The 22969-nt window shown below is 57.0% G+C and carries 17 protein-coding genes, 4 tRNA genes and 2 pseudogenes; 12 read left to right on the top strand and 11 right to left on the bottom strand.

The features are described 5' to 3' along the window. Positions 1-286: 286 nt before the first annotated feature. Both ACIQAL_RS18090 and ACIQAL_RS18085 read right to left on the bottom strand, forming a co-directional pair. Entirely contained in the window at positions 287-532 is a 246-nt protein-coding gene (locus ACIQAL_RS18090; RefSeq protein ID WP_401147830.1) for a hypothetical protein, read from the bottom strand. 307 nt (positions 533-839) lie between these two features. Beyond that, positions 840-1247: a hypothetical protein gene (locus ACIQAL_RS18085; RefSeq protein WP_401147827.1), complete on the bottom strand. Its 408-nt coding sequence runs from the start codon at positions 1245-1247 to the stop codon at positions 840-842. 419 nt (positions 1248-1666) lie between these two features. Between ACIQAL_RS18085 and ACIQAL_RS18080 the strand changes: the two genes are divergently transcribed. The 3 genes from ACIQAL_RS18080 (at position 1667) to ACIQAL_RS18070 (ending at position 4211) form a co-directional block, all read left to right on the top strand. Then, positions 1667-2353 (top strand): flavin reductase family protein, encoded by a 687-nt coding sequence (locus tag ACIQAL_RS18080; RefSeq protein ID WP_401147825.1) that lies wholly within the window; start codon positions 1667-1669, stop codon positions 2351-2353. Between the two features lie 86 nt (positions 2354-2439). Further along, positions 2440-3510, top strand: coding sequence for a bifunctional DNA-binding transcriptional regulator/O6-methylguanine-DNA methyltransferase Ada (gene ada, locus ACIQAL_RS18075; protein WP_401147822.1), 1071 nt, complete (start codon positions 2440-2442; stop codon positions 3508-3510). Beyond that, entirely contained in the window at positions 3507-4211 is a 705-nt protein-coding gene (locus ACIQAL_RS18070; RefSeq protein WP_401147821.1) for a 2OG-Fe(II) oxygenase, read from the top strand. The genes ada and ACIQAL_RS18070 overlap by 4 nt, the downstream gene beginning before the upstream one ends. 210 nt (positions 4212-4421) lie before the next feature. On the opposite strand, the pseudogene ACIQAL_RS18065 reads toward ACIQAL_RS18070, so the two are convergent. Continuing rightward, a pseudogene (locus tag ACIQAL_RS18065) lies at positions 4422-4604 on the bottom strand (transposase); the annotation flags it as partial. Positions 4605-4607: 3 nt separating this feature from the next. On the opposite strand from ACIQAL_RS18065, the pseudogene ACIQAL_RS18060 reads away from it, so the two are divergent. From ACIQAL_RS18060 to xerC, 5 genes and pseudogenes are all read left to right on the top strand, one after another. Continuing rightward, positions 4608-4793, top strand: a pseudogene (locus ACIQAL_RS18060) (NYN domain-containing protein); the annotation flags it as partial. Positions 4794-5282: 489 nt separating this feature from the next. After that, positions 5283-7838, top strand: a complete 2556-nt coding sequence (gene ligD / locus ACIQAL_RS18055) for a DNA ligase D (protein ID WP_401147819.1) — start codon at positions 5283-5285, stop codon at positions 7836-7838. A gap of 8 nt (positions 7839-7846) precedes the next feature. Continuing rightward, positions 7847-8071, top strand: a complete 225-nt coding sequence (locus ACIQAL_RS18050) for a DUF2188 domain-containing protein (protein WP_401147817.1) — start codon at positions 7847-7849, stop codon at positions 8069-8071. A 225-nt stretch (positions 8072-8296) separates the two neighbouring features. Beyond that, the gene (gene mobH / locus ACIQAL_RS18045; RefSeq protein ID WP_401147814.1) at positions 8297-10189 is read left to right on the top strand and encodes a MobH family relaxase; all 1893 of its coding nucleotides are present in this window, start codon (positions 8297-8299) and stop codon (positions 10187-10189) included. Next, a complete protein-coding gene (gene xerC / locus ACIQAL_RS18040) occupies positions 10183-11559 on the top strand; it encodes a tyrosine recombinase XerC (protein ID WP_401147811.1) in 1377 nt (458 codons plus the stop codon). Before mobH ends, xerC begins: the two co-directional genes overlap by 7 nt. Positions 11560-11809: 250 nt before the next feature. On the opposite strand, the gene ACIQAL_RS18035 is transcribed toward xerC, so the two are convergent. From ACIQAL_RS18035 to rluD, 7 genes are all read right to left on the bottom strand, one after another. Beyond that, positions 11810-11886, bottom strand: a tRNA-Pro gene (locus ACIQAL_RS18035). Positions 11887-11993: 107 nt separating this feature from the next. Beyond that, positions 11994-12069 (bottom strand) — tRNA-Lys (locus ACIQAL_RS18030). Positions 12070-12076: 7 nt separating this feature from the next. Beyond that, a tRNA-Pro gene (locus tag ACIQAL_RS18025) sits at positions 12077-12153 on the bottom strand. Between the two features lie 20 nt (positions 12154-12173). Further along, positions 12174-12249, bottom strand: a tRNA-Asn gene (locus tag ACIQAL_RS18020). A gap of 338 nt (positions 12250-12587) precedes the next feature. Further along, positions 12588-15152, bottom strand: coding sequence for an ATP-dependent chaperone ClpB (clpB, locus tag ACIQAL_RS18015; RefSeq protein WP_166597122.1), 2565 nt, complete (start codon positions 15150-15152; stop codon positions 12588-12590). A gap of 293 nt (positions 15153-15445) precedes the next feature. Next, the gene (pgeF, locus tag ACIQAL_RS18010; RefSeq protein WP_401147870.1) at positions 15446-16183 is read right to left on the bottom strand and encodes a peptidoglycan editing factor PgeF; all 738 of its coding nucleotides are present in this window, start codon (positions 16181-16183) and stop codon (positions 15446-15448) included. Between the two features lie 8 nt (positions 16184-16191). Further along, positions 16192-17154, bottom strand: coding sequence for a 23S rRNA pseudouridine(1911/1915/1917) synthase RluD (rluD, locus tag ACIQAL_RS18005; RefSeq protein ID WP_166597123.1), 963 nt, complete (start codon positions 17152-17154; stop codon positions 16192-16194). Between the two features lie 151 nt (positions 17155-17305). Here rluD and ACIQAL_RS18000 point away from each other — a divergent pair, with 151 nt between their 5' ends. The 4 genes from ACIQAL_RS18000 to ACIQAL_RS17985 all read left to right on the top strand — a co-directional run bounded on the left by ACIQAL_RS18000 (position 17306) and on the right by ACIQAL_RS17985 (position 21631). Then, positions 17306-18322, top strand: coding sequence for an outer membrane protein assembly factor BamD (locus tag ACIQAL_RS18000; protein ID WP_401147806.1), 1017 nt, complete (start codon positions 17306-17308; stop codon positions 18320-18322). 144 nt (positions 18323-18466) lie between these two features. Continuing rightward, complete coding sequence (locus tag ACIQAL_RS17995; RefSeq protein WP_256665328.1) at positions 18467-18706, top strand: PP0621 family protein; 240 nt, start codon at positions 18467-18469, stop codon at positions 18704-18706. Further along, positions 18696-20288, top strand: a complete 1593-nt coding sequence (locus ACIQAL_RS17990; protein WP_166597125.1) for an ATP-binding protein — start codon at positions 18696-18698, stop codon at positions 20286-20288. The genes ACIQAL_RS17995 and ACIQAL_RS17990 overlap by 11 nt, the downstream gene beginning before the upstream one ends. A gap of 2 nt (positions 20289-20290) precedes the next feature. Next, a complete protein-coding gene (locus ACIQAL_RS17985) occupies positions 20291-21631 on the top strand; it encodes a sigma-54-dependent transcriptional regulator (protein ID WP_401147803.1) in 1341 nt (446 codons plus the stop codon). Between the two features lie 82 nt (positions 21632-21713). On the opposite strand, the gene thiO is transcribed toward ACIQAL_RS17985, so the two are convergent. Then, positions 21714-22817: a glycine oxidase ThiO gene (thiO, locus tag ACIQAL_RS17980; protein ID WP_401147868.1), complete on the bottom strand. Its 1104-nt coding sequence runs from the start codon at positions 22815-22817 to the stop codon at positions 21714-21716. Positions 22818-22969 lie beyond the last annotated feature (152 nt).

Below are 22969 nucleotides of genomic sequence, written 5' to 3'. Positions count from 1 at the left end.
TTAGCTGTGTCTGCCTTCGGCGCATCAGCAGGTGGCCTAACTGGCGGTGCATTTCTACCAGCTATGCCTTGTATGGGGTGTTCTCTCGCTCTCCCCATGGTTATGCCTCAGTCAACGCCTCGCGCAGCGCCTTCATGTCGCTTCGTCCACCACGGCGAATTACTTCTACTAAGACCGGCGCCGCTGCATCTGCCCAAAAGATGGCCACCTCATTTTTTTGAAACCAGCTTTCCGAGCTTGGTTAGTTTCTCATGGTCTTCGGACCTGGCCATTTCGGGGTTCCTTTCTAGTCATCATCCAATGAACGGCCATCCCAGTCGATTCGAGGTTTCCATTCGCTGGCCGCCACCTCCACGGCCGCTACCAAGTCATTGAACTGGGCGACGTCGATGATGCCTAGTTCGTACACCTGACGGATGTAGGTGATCGTCTGTGCGGCATTCCGGCAGGCAAAGTCGTGGCTCGCGCCATGGCGAATTGACTCGATCAGTTCGTCGATGCGCTCAGCTAACCGTTTGGGGGTCATGGGCATGAGAATTCCTATAATCCAAGAGGCAGATCATAAACGCCGAAATGCTGATAATCTGCGGCGACAACACCGGCTGGATGGTCAGCACGCCAAGCATTGATCTGCATACGCCATTCGGTCCAATCTTCTTCATTATCGGACCCGGGGGGCTGCTCAGGCGGACTCACGTGATAGTCGAGTAATTTGTCCAACCAACCGTCTGCTTCCGATCGGTCTTCAAAGACTCGCAGAGGCAGAGGTTGCCTCTCGGATGCTCTAAAGCCGCTGGCTGTTGCCATCACCAAAAAAACCGTGGCTATGCTTCCCTCCTTCAACTTTCGGCACGTCGCGCCAAGGCGCGTTGCATGTACTCAATGGCCTTTTCCAGATTCGCAACGGCGTAATCGGGACACGGTGTTGAGCTTGGCTTTTCGGGATCGTTGAGCCACGAGCGAACGGTTCGCACCGAGCATGGCCGCGCTGTAACCGCTGCAATAAGTTCAGCGCTTTTGGCCTGGGTGATGCCGTAGGTATCCAGCAGTTGTAGATAGCGTGTGCGATTGTCCACGCATCCCTCGCTTAGTTGATAATAGGCAATGTTGCCTAAGCAAGATAATAGGCAATATTGCCTATTCAGTCTACTGGCGCAGCCCCAGTTTTTAGGCCAGGGCTTGAAGGTGCAGCTGATCGTGTTTTCCTTGGTTCGTAAGTCGTTGATAAACCTTGTGACCTTGCTCATTCCGCTGCACTTGGCAGCGGTTTCCTATTCATTTAGGCCGGTGAGGGCCATGCTGGGAGTCGTGTTGATTTCGCGCAGCGACTCCTTGTCGTAGTCATGAGCTTGCTGCAATCAGCCTGGGCCAAACCAGCTTGCTTGAGCAAGTCAGCGGCCACCTGGGGCTCATCGTGCAGCCGTACTACCTGTGCTGCGGCGTACAGTACCGACCCATAAGAGACAGTCGGATTTCTCGAAAGCGGACATGCAAAGCGAGTCGGCCTCGTTGGAATACCGCATGAAGGGATTTGAATCTCCCTTTGCACAACAGGAGCCGGGCCGCGCCGGGTGAGCGAGGTTGTTCGATTCCATAGCAAGAAGCGGAGTTCGCTGTTGCCTGCACGACGACACAATCAACTTGAAATCAGACCAAGGAGATTTTCATGCTTGATACTCACGTCGCGATCGAACCTTCGATCCTCTATTTCGGTACCCCGGTGGTCCTCATCAGCACGCAAAACGAGGACGGCACTTTCAACCTCGCGCCAATGTCGTCCGCGTGGTGGCTTGGCTGGCGATGCATGCTCGGTCTCCAGACTGCATCGCAGACGCCGCAGAACATGATTCGCACGGGGCAATGTGTGCTAAATCTGGCATCGCCAAAACAGGCTGACGCGGTGAACAGGCTAGCGCGTCTGACGGGCACCAAGGCGATACCCGAACTGAAGCAGAAGCTGGGCTATGCCTACGAGCCTCGGAAGTTCGAGGTTGCGGGCCTGACCCCGATCCCGTCGCAAACAGTGGCCCCTCCGCGCGTGCTGGAATGCCCGATCCAACTAGAAGCCGTCGTCTCGGCTCAACACGGCATCATGGACGACGATCCCCAAGCCGCCGGCCTGATCTCTGCGTTCGAAGTGCGCATCACCCGCGTCCACGTGCATCCAAGCTTGCTCATGGACGGGCACGAGAACCGCATCGACCCTGCCAAGTGGCAGCCGTTGATCATGAACTTCCAGAAGCTTTATGGAGTGTCCAGTACCGAGATCGTACCGTCCCGCCTCGCTGAGATCGACGAGTTGGGTTACCGCATGCCCGACGTGGATCGTGCTCGTAAAGAAGCGGCGAGGTAGCTCTACGAATGTTTGAAAGTACCAATCAGAGTGTTGTGGACGTTCTGCCAGAATAACTGGGGTCAAAATACAAAGGAACAAGCCTTATGAACAGTCAAGACAAACAGACGAAGGCGATTCTTGCCGATCCGCGCTGGGCCCGCATTCTTGCCCGCGACAAAACCGCTGATGGTGAATTCTGGTACACAGTTAACACGACGGGCGTTTATTGTCGGCCATCATGCGCCTCGCGCGGCTGCAACCCGAAAAACGTCATCCTTCATGACACTCTCGAAAGCGCGCAGAACACCGGCTTTAGAGCCTGTAAGCGATGCAAGCCCAATGGGCCGGCTGCCGAGATAGTGAATGCAGAGATCGTCACTAAAGCTTGCCGGATTATCGAAGCGGGCGAGACCACGCCATCGTTGACCGACCTTGCCGAAGCACTCGCGCTGAGCCCTGGTTATTTTCACCGCGTCTTCAAAGCGCACACTGGTCTCACGCCCAAGGGTTATGCGACCGCACATCGCGCGAAGCGCGTGCGCGAGGCGCTAGACGGCGACAACAGCATCACTGATGCGATTTACGATGCTGGCTTCAATTCAAGCGGCCGCTTCTACGAGGCATCGAATGCGATGCTTGGAATGACCCCATCAAAATTCCGTAAGGGTGGAGTGAAAGAGGTGATCCGCTTCGCAATAGGCGAGACGACGTTCGGCTCCATTTTGGTCGCGTCGAGCACCAAAGGAGTCGCAGCGATCCTACTCGGCGATGATCCCGAAGCGTTGGTACGCGACCTCCAGGATCGGTTCCCGGCCGCCACATTGATCGGTGCCGATGCCGATTACGAAGCGATCGTCGCGAAGGTGGTCGGCTTCGTTGAGGCACCGCAGGTCGGGCTTGACCTTCCGCTCGACGTGCGTGGCACTGCATTCCAACAGCGAGTGTGGCAGGCGCTACGCGAGATTCCGATCGGGCAGACCTTGTCCTACACCGAAGTCGCCGAGCGCATCGGCGCGCGAAATGCAACAAGGGCGGCTGCGAGCGCATGTGCTTCTAACACATTCGCAATCGCTATTCCGTGCCACCGCGTCATACGAAACGACGGTACCCTGTCCGGCTACGCTTGGGGTGTCGAACGCAAGCGCAAGCTCCTCGCCATGGAAAAGGCAGTATGACCGCTACACGTATGGAAAACTTCGACTGGACGGCGCTCGCCGACGATCTCGACCGGCAGGGCTGGTCCGTACTGCCCAAGGTGCTGACAGCCGATGAATGCGACGCGATCGCCAGCATGTACGGGGACACCCCGGCGTTCCGCAGCCACATTGTCATGGCTCGGCACGGCTTCGGGAAGGGTGAATACCGCTACTTCTCTTATCCCCTACCTGATCTCGTGCAGAAATTGAGAACTGGACTCTATCCGAAACTCGCACCAATCGCGAACGCATGGCACGAGCGCATGGGGATGGACGCCCGATTCCCCGCGACTCATGCGGAGTTCCTGAAGCGATGCCATGCCGCCGGACAGTGCCGACCGACGCCCCTGCTGCTGCAATACGGCCCGGGCGACTATAACTGCCTCCACCAAGACCTCTATGGTGAACACGTCTTCCCCTTGCAAGTTGCGATGCTGCTGTCGGAGCCGCACGAAGCATTCGAAGGCGGAGAGTTCATCCTCACCGAACAGCGCCCACGCATGCAGTCGCGACCGGTGGTCGTGCCACTTACCAAAGGCGACGCGGTGGTGTTCGCCGTTAACAGCCGGCCGCACCGTGGAACCAAGGGAGATTGTCGGGTGATGTTACGGCACGGCGTTAGCGAGTTGCGCTCTGGGCGCCGCTACACTGTAGGAATCATCTTTCATGATGCTGCCTGAGAAGATGTTCGCGCTAAACCTGTTCAAAGAGTCGACCATTTGCTCTCAGCCGATTCTGTTGAAAAAGTCGGAATTTAAGGCTGGAAGAAGTCTACGTTGGCCCTCATTTCAGAACGCGTTCCCCACGTTGCGTGGTTTTTCGTTTCTGCGTTGATCGACGCAACTCGGCCGGTGGGTGGATTTGAAGGTTTTTGCTGATTCCAGGCGTACCTATCTCGTAGTTGGTGGCCCTTGAGAGGTCAGTTTCGCCAGTCTTCTTAGATTCTGTACCGCAGCCGCCAAGGTAAATTCGTCGTTCGCCCCAGTCATTCCTCGTAGTCGTAACCGATCCAGTTTCCGGATTCGTTTGAGGTGAGCGAACAACATTTCGACCTTCTTGCTTTCATGGCGAGAGCGTTGGTTTCTGCTGACACGGACATAACTTCAGCGCTACGAGCCATCAGAGAAGATTTTCCTGACTTTCATCTAGGGGTGATCCTGCCGCACCGTGAAGGGACTAAACGTACTGTTCCCGGCTCTTTGAAACAACATGCACACTGGATGCGGCATGTAGTAACAAACAGCGAGCTGGCTCAGCATTAATTCCCGGTCCGAATATCCACTCACAAAAAACCAATCGATAAACCTGGCTACTGGTGACTCAGCCCAGCCCGTCTGATGGCAGGGCTTGCGAAGTTCTGCAAGCAAAAGCGTTTTAGTCTTAGGCGCTGAGCAGCGAAACCATGCAAACCTCCACAAAATCGACCTTTCCTTTTGCCTGAAAATGTTGATGAAGGCTTCTGGCACGCAAGTCGTGACATCAAGCTTCGGTGACATTTACAGCGAACATGGGGTTTCAGATGGAACAAAAAGGGCGGTTTAAAAGCGATATGCAGTGGCTGGTCGAACAAGCTGCGAAAGCGGCGTTACGTGAAGTGGTACGGGCTCTTATTCGTCAGTTCTGGCCGTGGTGATGAAGCGTGCTGACGGTGCCTAAGCAGGTTCAACATTTTCGACATATTTGGACGATGCGCTGACCAGGGAACTACCCACCCGCAGCGCCTCTCAACCTCAGAATCTGAGGCTTCTGTCATGACTGATGCACTTGCTGAGTACAACAAGAAACGGGACTTCGACGCCACGCCGGAACCGTCAGGAAGGTCCAGGAAGCGACCGCGTAAAACCCGGAAGGCTGATCACGCTCTGCAATTCTGTGTCCAGAAGCATGACGCCACTCGGTTGCACTACGATTTTCGCCTGGAGATCGAGGGGACGTTGAAAAGCTGGGCGGTGCCAAAAGGCCCCAGCCTCGATCCGCAGGTGAAGCGGCTGGCAATGCACGTCGAAGATCACCCTTTGGACTACGCCACTTTCGAAGGGCATATCCCCGAAGGGCACTACGGTGCCGGTGATGTCATCGTGTGGGACCGAGGCGTATGGACCTGCATCGGTGATCCCGTGGAGTCCTACAACAAGGGCAAGATCAAATTCGAGCTGAAAGGCGAAAAGCTGGCCGGGATCTGGAACCTGGTTCGCACGCATCAGGAAGGCAAACAGAAGCCTTGGTTTCTGATCAAGCACCAGGACGCCGACGCTCGGCCCGAAGCCGAATTTGATGTGGTAACAGAACAACCGGATTCTGTGCTGAGCGATCGCACGATCATCCCCAAAAAGCGCGGCGGTAAAGCCGCAGATCCACAACCAGTAGATCAGGTGCCAAAGCCACGCAAACGCAGCAAGTCCGGAACACTCACCGGCGCACAAGCAGCTCCCCTCCCCGACCTGGTCAAACCGCAGCTGGCCACCCTCGTTGAAACGGCCCCTTCGGGTGATTGGCGTTACGAGATCAAGTTCGACGGCTATCGGATGATGGCCAGAATCGATAATGGTGAGGTGAAGCTTTTCACGCGAAACGGCCATGACTGGACCGCCAAATTGCCGCGCCAGGCTGAAGCGCTGGCCAGCCTGGCGCTCGAATCTGCCTGGCTGGACGGTGAGGTCATTGCCGCAGATGAAAACGGCGTACCGAGCTTTCAGATGCTGCAGAACGCCTTTGAGACCGAGAAAAGCGGTGCGATTGTCTACTATCTGTTCGATATACCTTATCTGAACGGTGTGGATCTGCGAGAAGTACCGATCGAGCAACGACGGTCGGCCTTGGCCAAGGTGGTTGAGCGCAGCGAGGACGACATCATCCGGTTCTCGGAGGATTTTGGTGAAGATGCCAGCGACCTCCTGACGTCGGCCTGCCAGATGAACATGGAAGGCCTGATCGGCAAGCGCTTGGGCAGCACCTACGTCTCGCGCCGGTCAGACGACTGGATCAAACTCAAATGCAAACACCGACAGGAGTTTGTCGTGGTTGGCTACAGCGAGCCCAAAGGCTCCAGAACCTCGTTCGGCGCGCTTCTTCTGGGCCTTCACGACAAGGACAGCGGTGAGCTTCGCTATGCCGGTAAGGTCGGTACCGGATTCAATGAAACCACCTTGCGCACGATACTCGCCCAGCTCAAACCGCTTGAAACGGACAAACCGGCAGTGGTTAACCCGCCGAAGGGCGCGGATGCCAAAGGCGTGCATTGGCTCCGACCCGTCCTGCTGGCCGAGGTGGCTTACGCGGAAATCACCAAGGATGGTTCGGTTCGCCATTCGGTCTTCCACGGTTTGCGCAATGACAAGCCGGCTCAGGAAATCACCGAAGAAACTCCTAAGCCGGTCGCGGATGTGACAGCGCCTAAGCCGAAGAAGCAGACCGAGAAGAAGCGCGCCCTGCCCTCCTCCGGCAAGATCCGCGTCACTCATCCTGATCGCGTCATTGATGCCGTCAGTGGTTCTACGAAAATGCAGCTGGCTGAATACTACGTCAGCATCGCTGAGTGGATTTTGCCGACCTTGCAGGACAGACCGGTAGCCCTGGTGCGTGCTCCGGAAGGCATTGCAGGGGAGCTGTTCTTTCAGAAGAACGTAGAGCGCATGACCATTCCCGGTATCGAAACCGTCGAAGGCGAATCGGTGATGCTCATCAACAACGCCGAGGCCCTGGTGGGGGCCGTCCAGATGAGTACCATCGAATTTCATTCCTGGAATGCCAAGGCGCCCGACCTCGACCGCCCTGACCGGTTTGTCCTGGACCTCGATCCAGATCCGGTCCTGCCGTGGAAAAGCATGGTCGAGGCCACGACCCTTACCCTGACGATCCTGGATGAATTGGGATTGAAGTCATTCATCAAAACCAGCGGCGGCAAGGGTATTCACGTTGTGGTCCCTCTTGCGCCAAAGGATGACTGGGAAACGGTGAAAGCCTTCAGTCACGCGATCGTCAAGTACATGGCCAAGCTCATACCCGACCGTTTCTCAGCCGTTTCAGGCCCAAAGAACCGGGTGGGCAAGATATTTATCGACTACCTGCGAAACGGCAAAGGCGCGACGACCATCAATGCGTATGCAGTTCGCACTCGTGAAGGGTTGCCAGTGTCCGTGCCGATCTTCAAAGAAGAGATACATGAGATCAAAGTCGCCAATGTCTGGAATATCCATAACCTGCATGAGCGCTTGGGCCAACTGGGTGACGATCCGTGGCAGGGCTTCGCTAAAACAAAACAAACGATCACCGCAGAGATGCGTCGAAGGATAGGACTCAAGAAATAGGAGGCTTTATGGAAAATTATCACATCACCAAATCCGACAATGGCTGGGATTTGAAGAAGGAAGGTGCCACCAGGGCCTCGAAAAGCGGGTCCACCAAAGCCGAAATCATTGAGCTGGCCGCCGCGTTTCTGCAGGGCAAAACAGCCTCATTGAAAATCCACAAGGAAGACGGGACCATCCAGGAAGAACGAACCTATCCGCGCAGCGCTGATCCCGTGAAATCCAGAGGCTGAAGGCCGTCATCCTTGAACCGGCAACCGTGTTTACGGGTATTGGTATAAAAAAGGCCCCCGACCATACAAGTTCAGGGGCCTATCCACGGATCACCTGTTATGCGCAGCTGTGGTTTTTTCCTTCCTGGATAGTAGCAAATGGCCCATGAAAACTTGTGGGATTCAATATCGATAAAGTGTTGATCGCTTCGTCCGCGTAGCGGAAAAACCAGCCCATGACTCAAAATGGGCATTAACATGTTTCAGATCTTCCGACGCAAACCCCCCAACCCATTCCACGAGATCCGGCTACAAGGATCTTTCACTGCACCTGTAACTGCTGAACAGTTGATGGACACTCCCCGCCGTCGGAGCCTCCTCGAAAACATCTGGCAGCGAACTTCGTTATCGCGTAAGCAATTCGGAACGCTATACCTGGCCCCCCTTGAGCGCTACGCAGCTCTGGTCCAGCATCTCCCGGCATCCGAAAATCATCATCATGCCTACCCGGGGGGAATGCTTGATCATGGCCTGGAAATTGTTGCCTACGCGCTGAAGATCAGACAGACCTATCTCCTTCCTATCGGCGCTCCGCCCGAATCGCAAGCAGCACAGGCTGAGGCCTGGTCGGCGGCAGCGGCTTACGGAGCCCTTATCCACGACATTGGCAAAATCGCTGTGGATCTGGCAGTCGAGCTGGAAGACGGCAAAATCTGGCATCCCTGGTACGGCCCTATATCTCAGCCATACCGTTTCAAATACGTGAAAGGCAGAAACTACAACCTCCACAGTGCAGCAGCCTCGCTTGTTCTTTCACAAGTAATGCCGCCTGAGGCACTGGATTGGCTCAGCGGTTTCCCGGAGCTCTGGTCTCAATTGTTATTCACGTTTGCCGGCCAATATGAACACGCGGACATACTCGGAGAAATTGTTTCGCAGGCTGACCAAGCATCTGTTGCGCAGGAACTGGGAGGAAATCCGGACCGTGCAATGGCAGCACCCAAGCAGTCTCTACAGCGTCAACTGGTCGACGCGTTGCGAACTCTGGTGAAAGAGAAATTCAAACTCAACCAGCCCGATGGACCATCAGATGGTTGGCTCACACAGGACTCTCTATGGCTGGTTAGCAAAACTGCAGTCGATCAGCTTAGAGCTGCCTTGCTCTCGCAAGGCATCGAGCACATCCCAAACTCTAACGCACCGATGTTTAACATGATGCAAGACCAAGCAATCATCCAAACCAACGCTCAGGACAAAGCCGTTTGGAAGGTTGCAATCGACACTGGCCGAGGATGGAAAAACAGTTTCACGGTGTTGAAGATCTCACCAGCTCTCATCTGGCCCCAAGCATCAGACCGTCCAACGAGCTACACAGGATCGGTGACGGTGGAACAGGGAGATCCGCAGCAATCGGATCCAGAATCAGATATCGCGGCAGAAGGGAACCCCAGAAACATTGATAGCCATCATGATGGCTATTTAATATCAAAAGATAACAGCGTCCTTCAAACTCCCCAGCCTTCACGGCTCGAGAGCGACTCTGACCACATGGATGATCTGCTGTCTCTTTTTGATGATGCGCCGACCGTGTCTGCAGCTGAGAACGTCGTGGTGAGACCTGCCGTTATCACCCAAGCGCATCAGAATCCAGACCCGCCATCAGAGGCATCAAACACTACACCAACCGGACCAAACACCCAAGCAGTCAGCACTGATGATTACGGTGGGCAATTTTTGAATTGGCTAAAACACGGCGTGATCTCGCACAAAATCATCATCAACGATGCTAAAGCTCGCGTACACACAGTGTCCGGGACAGCGTTCCTTGTAAGCCCCGATATTTTCAAACGCTACGCGTTAGAGCACCCAGAGATCGCTGGAGCTGCTCGCGAGCGTGCAATCGAACCGTGGCAATTGGTTCAGCGCTCATTCGAGAAGAAGAAAAGACATCGCAAAACTCCAGATCAACTCAACATCTGGACATGCGAGGTGAAGGGGCCTCGGAAATCACGCGAATTACGGGGGTATTTGCTTTCCGATCCCAAAGATGTGTTTCAAGAAGTCCCATATGACAACGCCATATTAGTCTTAAAGGGTGTTTCAGATAGCGTTGCGAGTGAGGTAACTCCAGAATGCTAACCTTACAAAAAGTGACAGATGAGTACGTCGACACTCATGTTCTTCGCACATCGAGCATCAAAACCTATAATGCCGCAGCTCGCGCATGCATTCGTCATTTTGGCGATTGCAAAGCAGACGAAATTACTCACAGATCAGTCCTCGCATGGCGCAAGAAGCAATTAGATTCAGGCCTAGCCAAACGCAGCTGGAACACCTATTCCACTCATTTGAGAACGGTTTACAAATACGCGATTGAACAGCAGCTGCTGGACATCAGTATCAATCCATTCAAGAAAACCTCTGTCATTCCCCCACGCCGCCCCAAAAAAACGGTCGTTGGAGACGCAATCGCTCAGGCCAGAAGCTGGCTAGAATTTTTGAAAGATGAGGAAGACCAGATTCAAAAAAGAGCGAAAATCACGCCAGCTTGGTTCTGGCTCGTTGTTTTTGAAACGTTTTACTACACAGGCATTCGGCTTAACGCCTTGATCTGTGTGACCCTTGGCGACGTCGATCTTAAAAGTCGCTTGATCAGAGTTAAGGCTGAAACAGAGAAAACGCATCGCGAGTTCATGATCCCAATCCCCGACGGCTTACTCCCACATCTCCACGTGCTCGTCCAAAACGCCAAAGCTCGTAGCTTTTCTCATGCAGACCAGTTGTTCAACGTTAATCGCTTCTCCTCGCATTATCGGAAGATGCTGATGGACGTTGATCAAGTGGAGGCAATGTACAAGAAGCTCATCAACAAAACTGGCGTACGCATGACACCGCACCGTTTCCGCCACACGATTGCTTCAGATCTGATGAAGCAGCCGGATAGGAACATTCATGTAACAAAAACCCTGCTAAACCATACAAACATCGCCACCACCATGGAATATATAGAGCCGGATTACGATGTGATGCGGGCCGTGCTCAACGATCGGACCCCCATTAGGGGCCTGGCTGAATTTATGGAGAAACGCGAGGGTTACCGGCAAAACCTAAACGGCCGATCATTAGGCAATTCGCAATACAGCGTAGGAGTCTCTCCGACGCGGCTCCTCAAGATCGACAGGAGCCCTTCCCTCGCGCCTCCTAAGCTTGTTGAAAAAAGTGCGATAACAACCCACGGCGCTCTTGCGCTTCCGAACGCCGCCAAACAGGTCAGATCTGATACGACACCTATCGCTACAAGGAGCTCAAATGCCGAGAGCCAGGTATTAGACGAGCCACTCTCGGCGGATGAGATAGCTTTCGTGGGGAAATTTCTGGATTGGCTTCGTCATCGCGGAGTCGATTCCGGAGCTCAACTTCTACTCGACACGCGCAGCTCGCTATCAGAGCAGCTCAGATCGTCTAAAGGCAGTTTTGAGGGTATCGCGTGGGTCAACCGCCCTACCTAACAGTGCTGATAGCTGTAAAGATAATGACCTTTCGTCGGCGACGACAATCCCACAGACAGAAAAAAGCCAGGTATGAAGGCTTAAGCCTCGATCCTGGCACATTCCAATTTGACATCATTGGATCCCGCAGCTATGTTTCGCCGCAGACGGCTGCTTGTCTGAACGCTGATCCCATTCAGAAAAGAAGCTTCGGTTAAGACTTGCTACGATCCACTAGCCTTAACGCTCTGTTGCATACCACGGTACAAAATGGTCGGGGTAAGGGGATTCGAACTCCTGACATCCTGCTCCCAAAGCAGGCGCGCTACCGGACTGCGCTATACCCCGGTTAAAGCGTGTTACAGGCAGCTCTGAGAAGCTCTCTGCCTTCGACCTGATACGTGTTGCATCAGATCTTTAAGATTTGGTCTCAGGCTGCAACCTGAAACCAAAAATGGTGGGTCGTGTGGGATTCGAACCTACGACCAATTGGTTAAAAGCCAACTGCTCTACCAACTGAGCTAACGACCCAAAAAAATGGTCGGGGTAAGGGGATTCGAACTCCTGACATCCTGCTCCCAAAGCAGGCGCGCTACCGGACTGCGCTATACCCCGACGGTACTACCTCTGGAAATTGGCTCCGTGACCAGGACTCGAACCTGGGACCCAATGATTAACAGTCATTTGCTCTACCGACTGAGCTATCACGGAATTTCAATTTCAGATGCAGCGTTTGACGCGCTTCGACACAACAAATTCAGTACTTCTTTGCGAAACGAATCTCGCATCTACAACCCTGAATCTACTGCATTTTCCGCCTCTTCGACCTGTCTGCATCGCTGCGTTCACGTCTCTGAGGCGCGCTATTCTACATTCCCAGAAACAGGTGTCAACCCTCTAAATTGCTTTTAAGACAATGATTTGCGACTTTTTTTCGAGAACGCCTTCGAGGGCCGAAAATCGCGGGATCGAGCCTGTTTCCGGGCGCGCATGAAAAAGGGCGCACCTCTCGGCGCGCCCTCCATCCCCTTCTATATAGAAGCAAGCGATCAGACGAATGCGATTTCGTCGTTCTCCACCGTGCCCTTGATGCTGGTGCCTGGCATGAAACCTCCGGACAGGATCAGCTGAGCCAGCGGATTTTCGATCCAGCGCTGAATCGCACGCTTCAGTGGCCGTGCGCCATACACCGGGTCGTAACCCACCGCGATCAGCTTCTCCAGCGCTTCCGGCGTCAACTCCAGGCTCAGGTCACGCTCTGCCAGACGCTGACGCAGACGGCCAAGCTGAATATCGGTGATGCCGGCAATCTGGTCATGGCCCAACGGCTCGAAAATCACCACCTCGTCGACCCGGTTGATGAATTCCGGACGGAAGTGCGTGCTGATGGCGTCCATCACCGCAGCCCGCTGCGCTTCACGATCGCCCACTAACTCCTGAATGCGCGCCGAGCCCAGGTTGGAGGTCATGACGATCACCGTGTTGCGGAAATCGACAGTGCGACCGTGGCTGTCGGTCAGACGCCCGTCCTCCAGCACTTGCAGCAGGATATTGAAGACATCCGGATGGGCCTTCTCGACCTCGTCCAGCAGAATCACCGAATACGGCTTGCGACGCACGGCCTCGGTCAGATAACCGCCCTCCTCATAACCGACATAGCCCGGTGGCGCACCAATGAGGCGAGCCACGGAATGTTTCTCCATGAACTCGGACATGTCGATGCGGACCATTGCCTCTTCGGTGTCGAACAGGAATTCGGCCAAGGCCTTGCACAGCTCGGTTTTACCCACCCCGGTAGGGCCGAGGAACATGAACGAGCCGCTTGGGCGATTCGGGTCAGACAACCCGGCGCGGGAACGCCGCACGGCATTGGCCACGGCCACCACCGCTTCGTTCTGCCCGATCACGCGCTGGTGCAGCAGGCTTTCCATTTTCAGCAGCTTGTCGCGCTCGCCTTCGAGCATTTTCGACACGGGTATCCCGGTCCACTTCGACACGACCTCGGCGATTTCTTCCTCGGTCACTTTGCTGCGCAGCAGCTGGTTTTCCGGCTTGCCGTGCTGATCAACCATTTGCAGGCTGCGTTCCAGATCGGGAATCACGCCGTACTGCAATTCAGCCATACGGTTGAGATCGCCACGACGACGCGCGGCTTCCAGTTCCTGACGCGACTGCTCGATCTTCTGCTGAATCTGCGCAGAACCGGTGACCTCGGCTTTTTCGGAGGTCCAGATTTCTTCGAGATCAGCGTACTCGCGCTCCAGTCGGACGATCTCTTCCTGAAGTTTTTCCAGACGCTTGATCGCGGCGTCATCGTCTTCCTTCTTCAGTGCCTGAGACTCAACCTTCAGCTGAATCAGGCGGCGCTCAAGACGATCCAGCACCTCAGGCTTGGAGTCGATTTCCATGCGAATGCGGCTGGCGGCTTCGTCGATCAGGTCAATGGCCTTGTCGGGCAACTGACGATCCGTGATGTAACGGTGACTGAGCTTGGCCGCCGCGATTATCGCGCCGTCGGTGATCGCCACCTTATGGTGAACCTCATAGCGCTCTTTCAGGCCGCGCAGGATCGCGATGGTGTCTTCTTCGCTCGGCTCATCCACCAACACTTTCTGGAAGCGCCGTTCGAGGGCCGCATCCTTCTCTATATATTGGCGGTATTCGTTGAGGGTCGTCGCGCCCACGCAGTGCAACTCGCCTCGCGCCAACGCTGGCTTGAGCATGTTGCCGGCGTCCATCGAGCCCTCGGCCTTGCCCGCACCGACCATGGTGTGCAGCTCGTCGATGAACAGAATGATCTGGCCTTCCTGCTTGGACAGCTCGTTCAGTACGGCTTTCAGGCGCTCTTCGAACTCGCCGCGAAATTTGGCACCGGCAATCAGCGCGCCCATGTCGAGCGACAGCAAACGCTTGCCACGCAGGCCATCCGGCACCTCGCCGTTGATGATGCGTTGAGCGAGACCTTCGGCAATCGCGGTTTTACCCACACCTGGCTCGCCGATCAGCACCGGGTTGTTCTTGGTGCGGCGTTGCAGGACCTGAATGGTCCGGCGAATTTCGTCGTCACGACCAATGACAGGATCGAGCTTGCCTTCTTCGGCGCGCTTGGTCAGATCGACGGTGAATTTGTCCAGCGCCTGACGCGACTCTTCGGCATTCGGGTCGTTGACCGCATCACCGCCGCGCAGGTTGCTGATGGCGTTTTCCAACGCTTTTTTGCTCACGCCCTGGCCAAGCAGCAACTTGCCGAGCTTGCTGTTTTCGTCCATTGCGGCGAGCAGCACCAGTTCGCTGGAAATGAACTGATCACCTTTCTGTTGGGCCAGACGGTCCGCTTGGTTGAGCAGACGCGCCAAATCCTGCGACATGTTCACGTCGCCCGTCGGGTTTTGAATTTTCGGCAGTTGGTCAAGTTCTTTGCTCAACGCCTTGCGCAGGCTGTTGATGTCGAAGCCGACTTGCAGCAGCAGGGGTTTGATCGAACCACCCTGCTGTTCGAGCAGCGCTTGCATCAAGTGCGCGGGCTCGATGGCGGGATGGTCCATGCCCACCGCCAACGATTGGGAATCGGATAAAGCGAGCTGAAGTTTGCTGGTTAAACGGTCAATACGCATTGGTCACCTTCCTAATGGGCAGGCCGGAGCAATGAACACACCTTAATAAAGAAAACCTGCCAGATAGCCCTTAGATGTGGCCGATTTAACAGGATTCAAGCGGCGGGCGCTTGACACAGGACAACATTAGCTGGCGAGAAGCGTTTAGGAGAGGAAATCGGGGATGGTCGGACTGAAATACAAAGCCTGTGGGAGCGAATTTATTCGCGAAGGTCGTTCAGGCAACGGAGATGCGTAGGCGATACAACCCTATCGCGAATAAATGCGCTCCCACAGAATGAATCAGAGTTGAGTCAGGCAGACGGCGGAGATTCGATCCACACCAACGACGCAAACCGACCTGTGCGTGCGCCGCGACGATAGGAAAAGAAACGCTCGTCGTTGTAGGTCGACAACCCGCCGCCATACACCGCCGTCACACCATGGGCCGCCAAACGCAGGCGCGCCAGTTGGTAAATATCGGCCATGAATTTGCCGTCGTTGACGCTCGGCACGAAGGCTTCGGCCGTTTCGGGGTGCGACGCCATAAAGGCTTCGCGCACTTCCGGGCCGACTTCGAACGCTTGAGGACCGATGGCCGGCCCCAGCCAGACAAGGATGTCAGCAGGCGCATCGGCGAAACTGTCGACCGCCGCTTCCAGCACACCCGCCGCCAAACCGCGCCAACCCGCATGGGCGGCAGCGACTTGAGTGCCCTGTCGATTACAAAAAAGCGCAGGCAGACAGTCAGCCGTCATGATCGTGCAGGCGGTACCTGGCGTCTTGCTCCAGCTGGCATCCGCTTGCATCACATGAGCAGCCGATGCCTCGACCACGTTGATGCCATGCACTTGCTTGAGCCATGCGGGCTGGATGTTCAAAGCGGTCGTGAGTGTCGAACGATTCTGCGCAACGGCATCAGGATCGTCATCGACATGATCGCCAAGGTTGAAACTGTCGAACGGCGCCACGCTGACGCCGCCCGAACGAGTAGTGACGCACGCTTTGATGCCCACCGGCGCAGGCCAGTCGGGAATCAGCCAGTCCGCCACGAACTCACTCATCCGATGAACGCCTCACGATCCTGCTTCAACAGCGACAGCAGCCAGTTGAAGTCCTCTGGCAGTGGCGACTCCCAGCCCATGCGCTGACCGGTCGTCGGATGATCCAGCTCCAGGAAGCGCGCGTGCAGGGCCTGACGCGGGAAATGCTTCAACGATTCAACCATGGTCTGGCTGGCCGCTGGCGGAATCCGGAAGCGACCGCCGTAGGCCGGATCGCCCACCAACGGGAAGTTGATGTGCGCCATGTGCACGCGAATCTGGTGAGTACGACCGGTTTCCAGCTTGACCCGCACGTGGGTGTGGGACCGGAAACGCTCCAGCACGCGGTAATGACTGACCGCAGGCTTACCGCCTTCCATCACGGCCATGCGCTGACGCTGCTGGCCATGGCGGCCGATCGGGGCGTTGATCTTGCCGCCAGCGGTGACCACGCCGATCACGATGCACTCGTAGATCCGGCTGACCGAGCGTTTCTGCAACTGGGTGACCAGTTGGGTCTGTGCCTGAATGGTCTTGGCCACCACCATCAAACCGGTGGTGTCCTTGTCCAGACGGTGCACGATGCCCGCACGCGGGACATTGATGATGTCCGGCACATGATGCAGCAGCGCGTTGAGCAGGGTGCCGTCGGCATGGCCTGCCGCCGGGTGCACGACCAGCCCGGCCGGTTTGTTGATCACCAGAATCTGGTCGTCTTCATAGACGATATCCAGTTCGATGTCCTGGGCCACCCATTCACCTTGGGCCTCTTGCTCGGCCTTGAGGACCAGTTCGGCGCCGCCATGCACGATGTCACGCGGGCGCAGTACGCCTCCGTCCACAGTCAGGCGGCCGTCTTTGATCCAGGCGGAAAGGCGCGAGCGCGAATGCTCGGCGAAGAGTTGGGCGGCGACTTGGTCGAGGCGTTGACCGCCCAATTCGGACGGCACCTCTGCGCGAAGTTCAATGATCTCAGACATGCTCAAACTAGGAGGTGGCACTGGCCTTTGGTTTCGGCTGTGCGCTTGTGGTTAAATACGGCGTCTTTTGTCCCGGGGGTTCCACGGGGCGCCCATCATAACAGGACGGTCCTGCGCAAGACAGCAGGCCGTTATAGGGACGCAAGCCGCCATGCAAGTGAAACACCTGCTGCTGATAGCCATCCTCGGACTTACCGCTGCCTGTTCTTCGAAGAAAGAAGTCATCGACGAAAACCTCAGCGAAGTCGAGCTGTACCAGCAGGCGCAGGCCGATCTGGACAACAACAGCTACAACAGCGCGAGCGAAAAACTCAAGGCGCTGGAATCCCGCTACCCGTTTGGTCGTTATGCCGACCAGGCCCAGCTGGAACTGATCTACGCCAACTATAAGAATGGTGAGCCCGAGGCTGCGAAATCCGCCGCCGAGCGCTTCATCCGTCTGCACCCGCAGCACCCGAACGTCGACTACGCCTACTACCTGAAAGGCCTGACCTCGTTCGACCAGGACGTGGGCATCATTGCGCGCTTCCTGCCGCTGGACCAGACCAAGCGCGACCCTGGCGCCGCTCGCGACTCTTACAACGAGTTCGCCCAGCTGACCAGCCGCTACCCGAACAGCCGCTACGCGCCCGACGCCAAGCAGCGCATGATTTATCTGCGCAACCTGCTGGCCGCCTATGAAATCCACGTGGCCGACTACTACCTGACCCGTCAGGCGTATGTCGCCGCGGTGAACCGTGGCCGCTACGTGGTGGAAAACTTCCAGGAAACCCCATCGGTCGGTGACGGCCTGGCAGTGATGGTCGAAGGCTACCAGCGCCTGCACCTGGACGACCTGGCCGACACCAGCCTGCAAGTCCTGAAAGCCAACTACCCCGATCACCCGCAACTGGCGGATGGCAACTTCTCCGCGCGGACCCCCGATCCGGACAACCGTTCGTGGCTGTCGAAAGCAACGCTGGGCCTGATCGAAAGCCGTCCGCCGCTGCCGCCGGGAGAAACCCGCGCCAACCAGGACGTGATCAAGCAGTACCAGGACGCGAAGGACGCCATTCCGCCAGAGCTGTTGCCTGAGAACCAGAGCGAAGAGAAGAAAAACACTGACGATGACGGCACCCCGAAAAGCCGCTCGATCTTCAGCTACATGACCTTTGGCTTGTTCGACTGATTCAGTTGCAGCGTTTGCGTCACACAAAGAGAGGTCCTACGGGACCTCTTTTTCATTTCCGACACACTGGAACGGCGTTGCTCACTGTGCGCCCGGCAGCGCCTTGGCTACACTGCGACATCTTCACTGACTAAGCTGGTAAACATGATTCGCTTGATTATGTGGGTCGCCCTGATCATGGCGGCGATCTGGTTCTTCAAACGCTTGACCAAAGGTCCGGCCCCTCGTCCGAAACCCGCCGCGCCTGAAATCGACGCGGCGCCGATGGTGCGTTGCGCGCAATGTGGCGTTCACGTTCCTCGTGATCGCGCGTTGAGCCAAGGTCAGCAATGGTATTGCACCGAAGCGCATCGGCTTCAGGGCCCTGCCGCCCGTGACCGCTGAAACCCTGTCGCTGGCCACCCCTCAGGCCCAGCGCATCCTGCGGTTGTATCACCTCTATCGCCTGAGCATTGGCATCCTGCTGGTGCTGCTGATTTCCAGCAGCCTGGACGCCGAACTGCTGGAGCTGGCGGATATCGAGCTGTTTCGCACCGGCTGCTGGCTGTATCTGGTGTTCAACATCCTGGTGGTCGTGCTGCTTGAACGACCGACCCGTCAAGGGCAACTGTTCACACTGGCCACGACCGACGCGATCATGCTCTGCGCGCTGTTCTACGCGGGCGGTGGCGCGCCGAGTGGAATTGGCAACCTGATCGTCGCTTCGGTCGCGATCAGTAATGTCTTGCTGCGCAAGCGCACAGGCCTGCTGATCGCCGCCATTTCCGCGATTGGCATCATTTACCTGACCTTCTACATCAGCTATCACAAGCCTGCGGCGGCCAATCACTTCGTTCAGGCCGGCTCCCTGGGTGCGCTGTGTTTCGCGGCAGCCCTATTGGTGCAAACCCTGGCCAGACGCTTGCAGGTGAGTGAAGACATCGCCGAACAACGTGCCGCCGATGTCGACAACCTTGAAGAGCTCAACGCGCTGATCCTTGAACGCATGCGCACGGGCATTCTGGTGCTGGATGCCGATCACAAGGTGCTGCTGGCCAATCACAGCGCACTCACGTTGTTGGGTCACGAGCGCCTGCTGGGGGAGGCTATCGATCTGTACTCGCCCCAACTGGTGGAACGGCTGCGGCAATGGCAGATCAACTCGTCGATGATCCCGCGCAGCATGACCACGTCGGCCATCGGCCCCGTATTGCGCCCCGGCTTCATCGCCCTGACTCGCGGCCACCAGCGGCACACCCTGGTGTTTCTCGACGACCTTTCGCAAATCTCCCAGCAGGCCCAGCAACTCAAGCTCGCCGCCTTGGGTCGGCTGACGGCTGGCATTGCCCATGAAATTCGCAACCCCCTGGGCGCGATCAGCCACGCCGCCCAGTTGCTGCATGAATCCGAGGAACTGGCGGCGCCGGACCGGCGTCTCAGTCAGATCATTCAAGATCAATCGCGACGGATGAATCTGGTGATCGAGAACGTCTTGCAGCTCTCCCGCCGACGTCAGACCGAACCGCACCTGCTCGACCTCCGGCAGTGGCTCGAACACTTCGTCGCCGACTTCCGCAGTCGACTGCCGACCGATCAGTCCCTGCATGTAGAGATCGGCTTCGGCACCCTCACTACCCGCATGGACGCCGAACAACTCCAGCAGGTCATGACCAACCTTGTGCAGAACGGCCTGCGCTACAGCGGCCAATTGCATGAACGGGCGCAGGTCTGGCTGAGGCTGTTTCATGATGCCCACAGCGACCTGCCAAGCCTTGAAGTGCTGGACGACGGCCCCGGCGTCGCGGCCGAGCACCTGTCGAAAATCTTCGAGCCGTTTTTCACCACGGAAAGCAAAGGCACGGGGCTGGGGCTGTACCTTTCGCGAGAATTGTGCGAAAGCAATCAGGCGAACCTGGATTACACACCACGGGAAGGTGGCGGCAGTTGTATGCGGGTCACCTTCGCCCATCCGTTCAAATTGAGTTGAACATGAGCCAACGGCAAAAAATCCTGATCGTCGATGACGAGCCCGACATTCGTGAACTGCTGGAAATCACGCTGGGCCGGATGAAACTGGACACCCGCAGCGCGCGGAACGTCAAGGAAGCACAAGACTGGTTGGCCCGCGAGCCCTTCGACCTGTGCCTGACCGACATGCGCCTGCCCGACGGCAACGGCCTGGAACTCGTGCAACACATTCAGAAACGTCACGCGCAGGTTCCCGTGGCGATGATCACCGCTTTCGGCAGTCTCGACACCGCGATTCATGCCCTCAAGGCCGGTGCCTTCGACTTCCTCACCAAACCCGTGGATTTGGGACGACTGCGCGAACTGGTGGGCAGCGCGTTGCGTCTGCACAAATCGCCGCTCAATGAAAACAGCATCGACAACCGACTGCTTGGCACTTCCCCGCCGATGCAGGCGCTGCGCAAACAGATCGGCAAGCTGGCACGCAGTCAGGCGCCGATTTACATCAGCGGCGAATCCGGCAGCGGTAAAGAACTGGTGGCGCGCCTGATCCACGAACAAGGCCCGCGCATCGACAAACCGTTCGTGCCGGTCAACTGCGGCGCGATTCCAAGCGAATTGATGGAAAGCGAATTCTTCGGCCATCGCAAAGGCAGCTTCACCGGCGCCCACGAAGACAAGCCAGGACTGTTTCAGGTGGCCAACGGCGGTACCTTGTTTCTGGACGAAGTGGCTGACTTGCCACTGGCCATGCAGGTCAAGCTGCTGCGCGCGATCCAGGAAAAATCCATACGCCCGGTCGGGGGCCAGCAGGAACAAGTGGTGGATGTTCGCGTCCTGTGCGCCACCCACAAAGACCTCGGCGTCGAAGTGGCGGCCCAGCGTTTCCGTCAGGACCTCTACTACCGCCTCAACGTCATCGAACTGCGCGTCCCCCCACTGCGCGAACGCCGCGAAGACATTGAAGACATTGCCAACAACGTCTTGCGCCGCCTTGCCGAGAATGCCGACCAGCCCCCTGCCCGCCTGACGCCTCAGGCGTTGACCGCGCTGAGGAGCTACCGCTTTCCCGGCAACGTCCGCGAACTTGAAAACATGCTCGAACGGGCATACACCCTTTGCGAAAACGACCAGATCAACGCCGACGACCTGCGCCTCGCCGAGCCGGTCAGCACTTCGGAACAAGACGGCCCGAGCCTCGCCGACATCGACAATCTGGAAGACTACCTGGAAAGCATCGAACGCAAGCTCATCCTTCAAGCGCTGGAAGAGACGCGCTGGAACAGAACGGCAGCGGCCCAGCGGTTGAACCTGACGTTCAGGTCGATGCGGTATCGATTGAAGAAGCTGGGGTTGGAGTAACGCTGAGAAAGGTCCCGAATTGGGTCCGATCATTCCCAATGTGGGAATGATCGTTCTTGATGCAACAACTGTCGTGAAAAGATTAGCGGGACAGGCGCCCCTCAGGCGCATATGGCGCTGGATCAATGATCGGCGCATTGCCCGTCAGCAAGTCGGCCAGCAATTGACACGACGCAGGCGCCAGCACCAAGCCGTTGCGAAAATGCCCGCAGTTTAGCCACAGCCCTTCATGGTTCGGCACTCGCCCAATGAACGGGATGCCCTCCGGCGAACCCGGTCGCAGGCCCGCCCAATGCCCCACTACTTCAGCGTCGGCCAAGGCCGGGATCAACTCCACCGCCGAGGCTTTCAGACTTTCGAGCGCGGTGTTGGTCGGCGTCTTGTCGTAGCCCTCGTATTCCAGCGTGCTGCCGATCAGGATGTGCCCGTCGCGGCGGGGAATCGCGTAGCGGCCTTTGGCGAGGATCATGCTCGGCAGAAAATCCGCGTCGCATTTGTACAAAATCATCTGGCCTTTCACAGGCTCAACAGGCAGCTCCAGACCGAGTTTGCCCAGTAGATCGCCGCTCCAGGCGCCTGCCGCCAAGACCACGCTATCACCCAGGATATCGCCTGCAGAGGTGCTCACGCCGATGATCCGGTCGGCATCGCGCACGAAATCGCTGACTTCGCATTGCTCCTGGATCGTCACGTTAGGCAGGGCATGCAAAGCGGCTTTGAGTGACTTCACCAGCCGAGGATTGCGCACGTTGGCGATGTCGGCCATGTGAATGGCGCGTGAGTATCCGCCGCCCATTACCGGCACCGCATCGTAGACCGCCGAGATGTCCACCGGGCGCAGAGGCCTATTCACGCGCTGCGCCCACTGAAGCGCTTGCGGCTCGTCGTCCAGGTCCAGCCAGTACAGGCCGGTCATGTGCACTTCCGGGTCGATGCCGGTGGCCGCCAAGAGGCGCTCGGCCAGACGTGGATAAAAATCCTGAGACCAATGCGCCAGCGCCGTCACTGCCGGACTGTAGCGCCACGGATAAAGCGGCGAAACGATGCCGCCACCCGCCCACGAAGACTCCTGCCCTACCCCTGCCCGCTCCAGCACCACGACGCTTTGCGCCTTGGCGGCGAGATTGAAGGCAGTCAACAGACCAATGACACCACCACCGACGATTACCACGTGTTGCCCGGACATGCAGAACCCGATCATCAAGAGAAAATAAACGCCGATTTCCGCCTGCCACGATGCAGACAAACCGACTCCACAAAGGCTCGAAAACACCACCGTGCCACTGGTCCGCCGAATATCTCCGACCATCCACTACATAGCGACTTCGAACCTGAGTA

The organism is Pseudomonas sp. NPDC088368 (assembly GCF_044753445.1).
Classification (GTDB): Bacteria; Pseudomonadota; Gammaproteobacteria; order Pseudomonadales; family Pseudomonadaceae; genus Aquipseudomonas; species Aquipseudomonas bambusae.
Note: the sequence above shows the minus strand (reverse complement) of the source record. Positions and strands in the feature narration are given on the sequence as shown.